This is a genomic window from Streptococcus sp. 544, from assembly GCF_013277385.1.
Classification (GTDB): Bacteria; Bacillota; Bacilli; order Lactobacillales; family Streptococcaceae; genus Streptococcus; species Streptococcus mitis_BA.
Map to the genome: position 1 here is coordinate 189,130 of NZ_VMMU01000001.1, position 11,432 is coordinate 200,561.

The 11,432-nt window shown below is 39.7% G+C and carries 8 protein-coding genes and 11 tRNA genes; 2 read left to right on the top strand and 17 right to left on the bottom strand.

Translation table 11 applies throughout. The features are described from left to right. Nucleotides 1–163 precede the first annotated feature (163 nt). The 6 genes from HT728_RS00960 to HT728_RS00985 all read right to left on the bottom strand — a co-directional run bounded on the left by HT728_RS00960 (nt 164) and on the right by HT728_RS00985 (nt 8,405). On the bottom strand, nt 164–1,357 hold the full coding sequence (locus tag HT728_RS00960; RefSeq protein ID WP_173233271.1) for an O-antigen ligase: 1,194 nt from the start codon (nt 1,355–1,357) through the stop codon (nt 164–166). 137 nt (nt 1,358–1,494) lie between these two features. Then, the gene (gtfA, locus tag HT728_RS00965) at nt 1,495–2,937 is read right to left on the bottom strand and encodes a sucrose phosphorylase (RefSeq protein ID WP_173233274.1); all 1,443 of its coding nucleotides are present in this window, start codon (nt 2,935–2,937) and stop codon (nt 1,495–1,497) included. A 284-nt stretch (nt 2,938–3,221) separates the two neighbouring features. Further along, complete coding sequence (locus HT728_RS00970) at nt 3,222–4,055, bottom strand: carbohydrate ABC transporter permease (RefSeq protein WP_112445791.1); 834 nt, start codon at nt 4,053–4,055, stop codon at nt 3,222–3,224. Nucleotides 4,056–4,068: 13 nt separating this feature from the next. Continuing rightward, a complete protein-coding gene (locus HT728_RS00975; protein WP_173218721.1) occupies nt 4,069–4,935 on the bottom strand; it encodes a sugar ABC transporter permease in 867 nt (288 codons plus the stop codon). 13 nt (nt 4,936–4,948) lie between these two features. Then, nucleotides 4,949–6,208, bottom strand: coding sequence for an extracellular solute-binding protein (locus HT728_RS00980; RefSeq protein WP_173233277.1), 1,260 nt, complete (start codon nt 6,206–6,208; stop codon nt 4,949–4,951). A 34-nt stretch (nt 6,209–6,242) separates the two neighbouring features. Next, nucleotides 6,243–8,405, bottom strand: coding sequence for an alpha-galactosidase (locus HT728_RS00985; protein WP_173233279.1), 2,163 nt, complete (start codon nt 8,403–8,405; stop codon nt 6,243–6,245). 107 nt (nt 8,406–8,512) lie between these two features. On the opposite strand from HT728_RS00985, the gene HT728_RS00990 reads away from it, so the two are divergent. Together HT728_RS00990 and birA are read left to right on the top strand one after the other, a co-directional pair. Then, entirely contained in the window at nt 8,513–9,373 is an 861-nt protein-coding gene (locus tag HT728_RS00990; RefSeq protein WP_112445783.1) for an AraC family transcriptional regulator, read from the top strand. After that, entirely contained in the window at nt 9,370–10,305 is a 936-nt protein-coding gene (birA, locus tag HT728_RS00995; RefSeq protein WP_173233281.1) for a bifunctional biotin--[acetyl-CoA-carboxylase] ligase/biotin operon repressor BirA, read from the top strand. Before HT728_RS00990 ends, birA begins: the two co-directional genes overlap by 4 nt. A 125-nt stretch (nt 10,306–10,430) precedes the next feature. Here the strand turns inward: birA and HT728_RS01000 are convergent. From HT728_RS01000 to HT728_RS01050, 11 genes are all read right to left on the bottom strand, one after another. Continuing rightward, nucleotides 10,431–10,518, bottom strand: a tRNA-Ser gene (locus HT728_RS01000). Between the two features lie 6 nt (nt 10,519–10,524). Beyond that, nucleotides 10,525–10,598 (bottom strand) — tRNA-Ile (locus HT728_RS01005). Nucleotides 10,599–10,633: 35 nt separating this feature from the next. Then, a tRNA-Gly gene (locus HT728_RS01010) sits at nt 10,634–10,704 on the bottom strand. Nucleotides 10,705–10,723: 19 nt separating this feature from the next. Beyond that, a tRNA-Phe gene (locus HT728_RS01015) sits at nt 10,724–10,796 on the bottom strand. A gap of 3 nt (nt 10,797–10,799) precedes the next feature. Then, nucleotides 10,800–10,873 (bottom strand) — tRNA-Met (locus HT728_RS01020). A 10-nt stretch (nt 10,874–10,883) separates the two neighbouring features. Further along, nucleotides 10,884–10,973: transfer RNA gene (locus HT728_RS01025), tRNA-Ser, on the bottom strand. A gap of 10 nt (nt 10,974–10,983) precedes the next feature. Further along, a tRNA-Ile gene (locus tag HT728_RS01030) sits at nt 10,984–11,057 on the bottom strand. 13 nt (nt 11,058–11,070) lie between these two features. Next, a tRNA-Met gene (locus tag HT728_RS01035) sits at nt 11,071–11,144 on the bottom strand. A gap of 5 nt (nt 11,145–11,149) precedes the next feature. Beyond that, nucleotides 11,150–11,223 (bottom strand) — tRNA-Pro (locus tag HT728_RS01040). Between the two features lie 15 nt (nt 11,224–11,238). Next, nucleotides 11,239–11,312 (bottom strand) — tRNA-Arg (locus HT728_RS01045). Nucleotides 11,313–11,321: 9 nt separating this feature from the next. Further along, nucleotides 11,322–11,407 (bottom strand) — tRNA-Leu (locus tag HT728_RS01050). Nucleotides 11,408–11,432 lie beyond the last annotated feature (25 nt).

Below are 11,432 nucleotides of genomic sequence, written 5' to 3' on the forward strand. Positions count from 1 at the left end.
CCCAGACCATTTTAATCCACTACCTCACGATAGTCAGGCTTGGGGAGAGCTATTGTATTCACCGATAGTGGAGCCCTACAGAGGACTTACACCTCAGATGCACGACATGTCCAGTGTATATAAAAATCTCCCACCCAAGGTAGAAGATTGTAATCTTATATACTTAATCCGTCATGTCCGATACCAACGTTCGATGCTCCAATGGAATACTGCACATAACTAACAAGAAAATGAAACCTGACTGAATCCAGAAGAGGGCCAAGTCAAAGATTCCGTGCACAGCAACCACTGTAAGGAAAGATAGATAAAGGCCGATAATCGGGCGTTTCCCCGACTCCTGACTCATATCCATCATCAAGCGAACAGGAGCAACAGAAGACAAAACTAATAAAATAGTCCCCACAATTCCGTAACTCAGAATCGTATCGATATATAGACTGTGAGCATGTTCATGATAAGGAGCATTTATTCTAGGATAAGAGTGCATATAAGTCAATGGCCCTTCACCCCAAAAAGGATTTTGCTTAAACAAAGCCATCCCAGCATCCCAGATAGAAATGCGTTCTTCCATAGAAGAGTCTAAAGTCCCCATCCGAACTCCCAAATCACTAGAAAAGAGGAAGCTCAAGCCGATTGCGAAGACCCCAATACTAAGCCAAAAGGCCTTCCAGTTTTTAATGGTCGTAAAGAGATAAATAATGGCTCCAGCGATAATAGCAGGAAAGGCAGTTCGATTTTGCGTAAAATTCAAACCAAAGAGATTCACAAAGCCTGCAATCACACAGAATACTTTCAACCAATTCAACTTGGTCGTTGTAAACAGATAGAAGGCAATCATGATACAGAAACAACAAATAATTCCATAATAATTAGGATTAAAGAAGGTCACTTCTGCACGATTCTGATGCCACACCTGCATGTTAGGTGAAAGAAAAGCATAGTTGAATTTCTTCACAATTTGGAAATGCTCTAAACTCGCAAAAACAGCTGACAAGACGCTACCAAATAAGACGAGCTGCAAAATCAAGCGAAAGAATTTATGGGATAAAATCGACTGATAATACAAAAAGAAAATAGTAAATAGAAACATTCCTACTGAAGCCACAAGCCCCATCCAATTTTGTGCAAGAATGGATATAACAGTACTATAGCCAAGAAAAAGAAGCAGCATCGGATGCTCCCCCATTTTCTGAAGAATACTTTTCATGTCTCCTGTAAAAATCAAACTGATAATATATAAACAGAATACAACTACAAAAAGATAAAAGGGCAAAAAGATACTCAGGATAATTCCCAATAAAATCAGCTCTTTACTAGACAACCCTTTCAGCTTTTCAATAAAGCCTATTGATTTCAAAATGAATCCTTTCTCTCCAAATCAGTTGATTCAGATAATAGTAAGCTATCCTATATTGTACCACTTTTTTAGCAATTTGAAAACAAGGGAAACGTTTACTAAAATAAAAAAACTATTTTATCAACCATATCAAGGCTTCAAAATGTTACTTCAACTCCATTCTCAATTACCCGATAAGTCTGATTTTGCAAATCAATTTCTGCTACTGCTGTTACGGACTTATCTTTATTTTGACGTTTGATTACAATGCTTTGAGCTGTTGGTGTTTCAACGTCAATAGTCCCTCCTAGATCAAAGGCTTCTAAACGGTTACGGAAAGAAAATAGATTGAGAAGGGCCTTCACTACAGGACGTTGGACCTCTTCTGATATTTCCTCATTGCTATAGTAATGACGATTAATATTTCGACCTTCTTTAGTTTCTTCTAACAATTTCAAGTCATTCTTGCCTGCTAATAGACCTACATAGTAAATCTGAGGAATACCTGGGGCAAAAGCTTGAATTAGACGAGCGAGAAAATACTTGACATCATCGTCTCCAAGCGCAGAATAGTAGGTTGAATTGATTTGGTAGATATCTAAATTGTTATACTCGGCACTAGAGTACTTACGTTTGACATTCGCTCCAACCTTATAGAGTTCATTTGAAGCATAGTCAATTTCCTCATCAGTCAGGATATCCTTGACATCTACTACTCCAATCCCATCATGGGTGTCTAGCGTCGTAAATTGCTTCATTGGGCTCATCTTTAACCACTTAGCCAAACGCTCTGTTCTGGAACTGTAAAGAGTATAAAGTGTCACCATTGGAAGAGCAAAATCATAAACATAGTAATCGTGATCCGCTATTTTAAACTGAATCGAATAATGTTCATGAATCTCAGGTAAGAGCTCTGTTCCATACTCAGCAGCGATGTCTCGAACTTTGTCCAATAAATCCCAAATATCTGGTTCCACAAAGAAATCATTGGTATCCAATTTCTTCACTGCATAAGCAAAGGCATCTAAGCGAATCAAATCACACCCATTACTTGCCAAGTGCTGAATGGTCTTACGGATAAATTCCATCGTTACTTCTTTGGTCACATCAAGATCAATCTGCTCCTCACCAAAGGTATTCCACAAATGTTCCACTGACCCATCTGCAAAGACAATCTCTTGCTTTGGTGCACGATCCTTACGCTTGTAAATTAAGTCTACATCAGCTTGTGTCGGACGATTTTCCGGCCAAAACTTATCCCAGTTTAAAAAGAGATCTTTAAATTCACTGGCTTCATGTTTTTCTTGATAGTCCTTATAATACTTAGATTGACGAGAAATATGGTTAATCATAAAGTTAAACATAAGATAATATTTCTCACCTAAACGCTTAACATCCTCCCAATCACCAAAAGCTGAGTCCACTTCGTCGTAGTCAACTGGCGCAAATCCACGATCACCTGTTGATGGGAAAAATGGTAGAAGGTGAACTCCCCCAATAGCATCTCCAAAATGCTCTTCCAAATTATCATATAAGTCTTTAAGATTATTTCCCAGACTATCTGAATAGGTAATCAACATGGTTTTATTTTGAATTGGCATCATTACTCTCCTTTTTCTAATTGAAGCCAAGTCTCATATGACTTGGCTTCGTAAATCAAATTCATGTTATACTCTTCGAAAATCNNCAGTGTTTTGAGCAACCTGTGACTAGCTTCCTAGTTTGCTCTTTGATTTTCATTGAGTATTAAATCTCTGTTTATCATCAAACTCGTACTAAATATAGACTTCAATAAACTAAGTACTACTTTCTTGTTTTCACATAAAATTGTCAACTAGCTGAACTATTCCCCTGTATCAGGAATTATAGCTTCTCTAGTCTCTTCTTACTTCACTGCCCCGTTGCTCATTCCTGCGATTATATGGCGTTGGAAGAAGAGATAGACAATGGTGATACTGATAATGCCGACAACGTATGAGGCAAAGCTTGGCCCGTAGTCGTTGAAGTATTGGCCTGCGTAGTTGTATTGGAACAAAGGCAGAGTCCACATTTTTGAATCCCGGTTCAAGACAAGGAGTGGCAACATGAAGTCATTCCAGAACCAAAGGGCATTGATGATCATGGTTGTCGCATGCATCGGTTTCATCATTGGGAAGATGATGCGGAAATAAGTTGTAAATTGATTAGCCCCATCGATCTCTGCTGCTTCATCCAGACTTTCTGGGATCGAGATTTTGATATAGCCAACATAGAGAAAGAGGGTCTGTGGAATCGCATAGGTCAAGTAGAGCAAGATCAAACCAAAGGTATTAGCCAAACCGAGTTTACTCATCATAACCGTAATCGGAATCATGATGACTTGGAAAGGTACGAAGATTCCGAGGATTAAGAGGATATACATGATGGTAAAGGCTTTTCTTTTACTCATATTGCGAGCGATGGAGTAGGCTGCCATCGGAATAAAGATCATTACTGCAAGTAAAGACAAGACAGTGATGACGACAGAGTTCCAATAATAGCCTCCGATCCCATCAGCTAAGAGACGGCTAAAGTTGTCCCATGTGAAGTTGGTTGGAAAGCCAAAGAAATTGTCTACAATATCCTTAGTGGGTTTGAAGGAACTAAAGAGGGTAGCAAGGAGCGGCACTAAAATCAGAACCGATCCTAGAATCAATAGAATGTATTTGCCAATCAGGTCTTTTCTTTCATCTTGTTTCATCATGCTTCTCCTCTTAAATTTCAAATTTCTTAGATACTCTCAATTGGATGATCGAAATCACTACAATTAAGAAGAACAAGATTACGGCAATGGCATTGGCATAACCGAATTGGTTGTTTTTAAAGGCATAGTTATAAACCAAAAGCCCAAGTGAAGTTGTGGCATTGTTTGGACCACCACCGGTCATGGCAAAGACTTGGTCAAAAGCAGTCAGCCCACCTTTTAGGGATAGGATAAAGACCATAGAGACACTTGGTAGCAAGTAAGGCAATTCAATGTTCCAGAAAACTTGCTTGCTAGTCGCGCCATCAATCCTTGCTGCCTCTGTAATCTCAGTTGGAATAGATTGCAAACCAGCTAGGAAGATGATGATGGGCATAGCCACCCCTTGCCAAAGAAGGACAAAGACAGCCGCAAAGATCGCTCCCCACTTAGTCCCTAAAAGACTGGTTTGGAAAAATTCAATATGAAGGGCATGCCCAATCGCTGGAAGACCGTAGTTGAAGACTTGCTTGAAGATCAAAGCCACTGTCAAACCAGACAAAACAGCTGGGAAGAAGAACCAAGCACGGAAGAAGGTTTGGGCTTTGATTTTAGAGTTCAAGACACGCGCAATGAAGATCCCGAGTGCAATCTCACCAACCACCATGGCAATCGTAATGATTGCGGTAAAGCCAATCGCATTCATGAATTTTGGATCCATGAAGAGGAGCTTAAAGTTGTTTAAGCCGACAAATTTGTAGTTATAAGTCAATCCTGTCCAGTTAGTAAAACTGTAAAAGGCTCCTTGAAACATCGGCACATAGAAGAAAATTGCTTGTAACAAGAGAGGGATGACCACAAAAGCCCATGCCCAATATTTTTGTAATACTTTTTTCATAGTCTCTCTACTCCTAATCCACATCCGCTTTCATCGGGTTAAAGAAGGCATTCAAATCATTGACCATGCCTTGTTTATCACCGGTCAAGACATAGTTCATGGTCAAGGTATGGAAGTCTGATTCACTGGTCCAGTATTGTTGCAACCAGACCAAGTGACGATCAGTAAAGGCATATTCGGTCATACCAGCAAGCGGTGAATCTTCTCCTGCTTGTTTGACCCCTTCGATCGCTGTTGGAGATCCGTCCACATCGTAGTATTTTTGCATAACCTCTGGACGGGTCATATATTCCACAAAGGCATTGGCTTCTTTTGGATGTTTGGTGGCGGCTGAGATAGACCATGCCAAGTCTCCCGCACCAACGGTTAAGCTTTGTCCTTTTTCTTTTCCTGGAATCATGAAGGTCCCAATCTTAAAGTTCGGTTTTTGTTCATTAATCGCTGTGATCGCCCAAGACCCATTTGGTGTCATGAGGACATCCCCACGTGCGAAGGCTCCGATAACATCGGTATAGCCAGCACCTTCCCAGTTCTTTTGCTTAGAGCCATTGATGCGAAGGATGTCCATGACCTTGATGTCATCTTTCATAATCGAATCCGACAATTTAATGGCATTTGGTTGAGAATAACGAAGGTATTGATTGGCTTCTTTTCCTCCACCTGTTGCTGTCGCAAAGGCTAATTGATTGTAACCATTGAGTGTCCAAGCATCTGCACCTGCAATTCCAAATGGTGTTTGTCCTTTAGTAACGATGTCTTTGACTAACTGTTCAAATTCATCCCAGGTTTCAGGAACCTTCAAGCCCAGCTCTTCGAATTTATCTTTGTTGTAGTAAATTCCATAAGCATTAGCTGTAAAAGGAACGTTGTAAACTTTTTCGTTTACAGCATATTTTTCAGCGTAGCCATTTTTCACGCGTTTCAGGTAGTCTTTGTTGCTCAAATCTTCAAAGACACCTGCTTTTGCCCATTCTTGCAGTTCGATGGACTGTGGGTAAATATTGACCACATCAGGCACATCTCCTGCTAGAACACGTGTCTTCAATACTTCACCAGCATTTGGTACATTGACGACTTTGACCTTGATCTTAGGGTTTTCCTTCTCAAAATCACGAGCGATTTCTTCCAAGGTTTTGGTCATTTCTTTTTTCTGGTTGAAATACTCGATGGTCACTGTGCCATCCGCAGATTTACCATAGTTGGAGCAAGCGCCGAGCCCAAACAAAGCTAAACCTGTAGTTGCAAGAAGTCCGATTTTTTTATACCATTTCATTGGAAAGCCTCCTTTATAAATTTATACACTTTTATTATAGTCTTTTAAAAATATACTGTTTACTCAAAAAATCTCCTTGAGATAAGATAACAGTTAAACCTGCATACATGAGTTCTGCACCTGAGTAAACTACTCCATTTTCCTGCAATTCATACAGTCCCTCTTCAACCAAATCTTTTAACTTTAAAGTTGTTTCCATGGTCTCTACAACTGATAAAACGCGAACGTAGGTTACAATCGTTTGATTTTTGTAATTAAATTGTACAGCTGCTTCATTGGATTCAGTATCAGGGTTAATGAGTCTATACTGTTGTCCTAACTGAACTACTGGTCGTAATTCTTTATACAAGTTCACCTGATTAGCAATCTCAGCTTTCTCTTCATCGGATAAACTTGTCAAATCAAGCTCATAGCCCAAATTTCCCATCATTGCTACATGGCCACGTGTTTCTAATGGTGTCGTTCGTCTCATCTGATGATTCGGTACTGCTGAAACATGAGCCCCCATAGAAATGGTTGGATAGAGATAGGATGAACCGTATTGAATTGGTAAACGTGCAATAGCATCAGTATTATCACTAGCCCAGACTTGTGGGAAATAACGCATCATACCAAGATCATTTCGTCCACCGCCACCAGAGCAGGACTCAAAGAGAATATGGCTGTGCTTCTCTGTCAGATAAGAAACGAGTTCGTAAAGCCCCAGCATGTACTGATGAGATTGCATCTGTGTCTCTAGATAGTTCGATCCATTCCCCAGGTTAGTCATATTACGATTCATATCCCATTTAATGTAATCAATCGCATGATAAGATAGGAGTTGATCTAAGACATTTTTCAAGTATTCTACTACCTGAGGATTGGCAAGATTAAGTACTAATTGATTTCTAGAATAGGTATGCTCATATCCTGAAATCTGAATAGCCCAGTCAGGATGTTTACGATACAAATCGCTATCTACAGAAATCATTTCAGGTTCTAACCAAAGCCCAAACTGCAAACCTCTTTCGTGGATAGCTGAAATCAGACTTTCAAGACTTCCACCCAGTTTTTCCTCATTAACAACCCAATCACCTAAAGCCCGATTATCATCAAAGCGATTACCAAACCACCCATCATCTAATACAAAAAGTTCAATACCAACTTTCTTAGCTTCATCAGCTAGCTCTAACAGTTTTTCTCTCTGAAAGTCAAAGTAAGTAGCTTCCCAGTTATTGATTAGAATTGGGCGTTCTTTTGTAGAAAATTTACTTGGCATAATGTGCTTCAGTACAAAATTCTGACTTTCATGACTAATACCAGTTAATCCCTTATCTGAATAGGTCATTAAAGCTACCGGTGTTTCGAAGTATTCCTCAGGGTCTAACTTCCAAGAAAAGTTTTCCGGATTAATCCCAATAGCCAGCCGAACTTCATTCAATTGATTCTTTTGAACAAAAGCTTCAAAGTTTCCACTATACATTAATTGAATAGCAAACACATTCCCAGCATCCTCTGTGACTCCTTGATCACATAGTAGAAGAGCTGGTGTTTGAGCATGACCAGAAGCTCCACGGTTCGAACTAATCGAAAAGATTCCTTGTTCTACCTGTTGACGTCTGACAGTCTTTTCACGAGCATAAGCTCCCTGAAAAGTTACGATTTCGTAATCTGCAGCTGGAACATCAGCCATAAAAGAAAAGTCCTTATGGATGATAACTTCCTGATTACTCTTATTCTCCAATTTACTGTAGCTAGCAATTGTCGCATCATTATCAAAAGCAGTATAATATAAAGTCAGACTAAGTTGAGCCTTAGAATCTTCTAAAATCAAGGCAAGAGTCTCTGTACCATCCATGCTATGTGGGGAAGGTAAACCCTGTGGACCATTTTGACCTTTTAAAATCTTTGCTTCTATAAAACGAAAATCTGTTACCTCAGTTGCATCCTGCTGAACCTGTATAGTTGGTTTCCTAAAATCTCCTAAGCCATGTTGCCCAAAAATCTGTCGCTGAGTATCTAAACTAAAGGTTCGATTATGAGCCGTTGGATTTCCTGAAAAGGCATGGTCTCGTTCATAAACACTATTGCAACCTTTATAGTTCTTAATAGTCTTTCCTAAATGTTTCAAAAGTAAGTACCCATTTCGATTTTCAATAATCAAACTTAAATTTTTACTCTCAACATAAAATAGATTATTCTCTATCCTAACTCCCATTTACTTCACCTCATCACTTTAATGATTCTATTTTATCATCTGAAATCGCTTTCCGAAATAGAAAAATGTCTCAAGAATATGGTAAAATGTTAGGTAGGAGGTAGCACATGTTAGTTTTTTCAGAATACCAGACTGGAACAATCGACCTTTCCCTAAGCTTTTATGGATATGAGGAATGCACACCTAATTACTCTTTTGGTCCAGCCATTCGTGATACATACGTTCTACATTACATTAGTAAAGGACAAGGAAAATTTCATTACAATGGTAAAATTGTTGATTTAAAAGAAGGAGATTTCTTTCTATTAAAACCAGATGAATTAACCTTTTATCAAGCAGATAGTAAAGAGCCTTGGGCCTACTACTGGTTAGGAATCACTGGAGGGAAAGCTCCTGATTATTTTGCTCTTTCTCAAATTTCTAATCAATCCTATCTCATCCAATCTGAAACTTGTCATACCCAGACTACTGCAAGACTCATCTCAGACATTGTCCGCTTCGCTCAGATTACCAAATCAAATGAATTAGCTCAACTCCATATCATGGGACAACTCCATGAACTGATGTTTCATCTGGGAACTATTGCTCCCAATCAGAAAAAAAAGAATATTTCATCAACCCACCAACTCTATCTTGAATGCAAACGATTAATTGATAGCCACTATCCTCAATCACTTACAATTCAAGATTTAGCAAAAGAACTATCCGTTCACAGAAGCTACTTATCAAGTGTATTCAAAGAATTTAACACCTTATCACCCAAAGAATACCTACTTTACGTTCGAATGCACCGAGCTAAACAACTTCTCGAAAATACCCAAGAGTCTATCAAGGTAATTGCATATTCGGTAGGTTTTTCAGATCCACTACATTTTTCTAAAGCTTATAAACAATACTTTAATCAGACTCCAAGTCAAACAAGAAAAGAATATTCTCAACACCAACTAGTGAGAAAGGAAACACTATGAAATCCTACCAAGCTGTCTACCAAATTCTAGCTAAAGAAACCGATTATATCAGCGGAGAAAAAATCGCAGAAGAACTATCCCTCAGTCGAACATCAATTTGGAAAGCCATCAAGCGGCTAGAACAAGAAGGCATTGAAATTGATAGTATCAAAAACAAAGGATATAAACTGATGAATGGTGACCTTATTCTTCCAGAGATTCTAGAAGAAAACCTTCCAATTAAAGTCAGCTTTAAACCCGAAACAAAATCAACACAACTAGATGCAAAAGAAGCAATTGATTTAGGCCATGAAGCAAATACCCTCTATCTAGCTTCCTATCAAACAGCAGGCCGAGGCCGTTTTCAACGTTCCTTCTACTCACCGCAAGGTGGTATTTATATGACACTCCATCTTAAACCAAATCTCCCCTATGACAAATTACCATCCTACACACTACTTGTAGCTGGAGCTATCTACAAAGCCATTAAGAACCTAACTTTAATAGATGTCGACATAAAATGGGTCAATGATATCTATCTAAGCAATCATAAAATTGGAGGAATTCTCACTGAAGCAATGACCTCTGTAGAAACAGGCTTAGTCACAGATATCATTATTGGAGTAGGTATCAATTTCACCATTAAAGACTTCCCTCAGGAATTAAAAGAAAAAGCTGCTAGCTTATTTAAAACTACAGCTCCTATAACAAGGAATGAATTGATCATAGAAATCTGGCGTGCTTTCTTCGAAACACCAGCAGAGGAGCTATTATACCTATATAAAAAACAGTCATTCGTTCTAGGAAAAGAAGTTACTTTCACACTAGATCAAAAAGACCACAAGGGACTTGCTAAAGACATCTCAGAAAATGGAAAACTTTTAATTCAATGTGATAATGGAAAAGAAATCTGGCTCAATAGCGGAGAAATTTCTCTCAATAGTTGGAAGTAAAATAACACAATTATAATATAAACGATATAAAAATAACTTCAGATTAGTAATTCAATTAAGTTTTACAGATCTGAAGTTTTATTGTTTCTAAAAGTAAAAAAGAGAGTTACAAACTCTCATTAAAACGGAGAATAAGGGATTCGAACCCTTGCGCCAGTTACCCGACCTAACGATTTAGCAAACCGTCCTCTTCAGCCTCTTGAGTAATTCTCCAATTAATGGGCACGAGTGGACTCGAACCACCGACCTCACGCTTATCAGGCGTGCGCTCTAACCACCTGAGCTACGCGCCCAAGTTAAAAAACTTGGTAATTTGAACAAAGTTCAAAGCGGGTGACGAGAATCGAACTCGCGACAACAGCTTGGAAGGCTGTAGTTTTACCACTAAACTACACCCGCATAAATACTATCAATAAAATGGCGCGAGACGGAATCGAACCGCCGACACATGGAGCTTCAATCCATTGCTCTACCAACTGAGCTACCGAGCCTTATTGCGGGAGCAGGATTTGAACCTACGACCTTCGGGTTATGAGCCCGACGAGCTACCGAGCTGCTCCATCCCGCGTTAATATAAAAGGAGGATGTGGGATTCGAACCCACGCACGCTTTTACACGCCTGACGGTTTTCAAGACCGTTCCCTTCAGCCGGACTTGGGTAATCCTCCAATATTCAAATGGACCTTGTAGGACTTGAACCTACGACCACTCGGTTATGAGCCGAGAGCTCTAACCAGCTGAGCTAAAGGTCCAACAAGATCATTATAGCGGCGAAGGGGATCGAACCCCCGACCTCCCGGGTATGAACCGGACGCTCTAGCCAGCTGAGCTACACCGCCATGTATCGGGAAGACAGGATTCGAACCTGCGACACCTTGGTCCCAAACCAAGTACTCTACCAAGCTGAGCTACTTCCCGAGTTAAATAGAAAAATGCACCCTAGAGGAGTCGAACCTCTAACCGCCTGATTCGTAGTCAGGTACTCTATCCAGTTGAGCTAAGGGTGCTCCATATTATGCCGAGGACCGGAATCGAACCGGTACGATCGTTACCAATCGCAGGATTTTAAGTCCTGTGCGTCTGCCAGTTCCGCCACCCCGGCCTCTCTAAGCGAACGACGGGATTCG

What these genes read in the sequence shown, in the direction of transcription:
- HT728_RS00975 (WP_173218721.1), bottom strand. Translation starts at nt 4,935, where the DNA reads ATGAAAAAAGTATTACAAAAATATTGGGCATGGGCTTTTGTGGTCATC.
- HT728_RS00985 (WP_173233279.1), bottom strand. Translation starts at nt 8,405, where the DNA reads ATGGGAGTTAGGATAGAGAATAATCTATTTTATGTTGAGAGTAAAAAT.
- HT728_RS00990 (WP_112445783.1), top strand. Translation starts at nt 8,513, where the DNA reads ATGTTAGTTTTTTCAGAATACCAGACTGGAACAATCGACCTTTCCCTA.
- HT728_RS00970 (WP_112445791.1), bottom strand. Translation starts at nt 4,055, where the DNA reads ATGAAACAAGATGAAAGAAAAGACCTGATTGGCAAATACATTCTATTG.
- gtfA (WP_173233274.1), bottom strand. Translation starts at nt 2,937, where the DNA reads ATGCCAATTCAAAATAAAACCATGTTGATTACCTATTCAGATAGTCTG.
- birA (WP_173233281.1), top strand. Translation starts at nt 9,370, where the DNA reads ATGAAATCCTACCAAGCTGTCTACCAAATTCTAGCTAAAGAAACCGAT.
- HT728_RS00980 (WP_173233277.1), bottom strand. Translation starts at nt 6,208, where the DNA reads ATGAAATGGTATAAAAAAATCGGACTTCTTGCAACTACAGGTTTAGCT.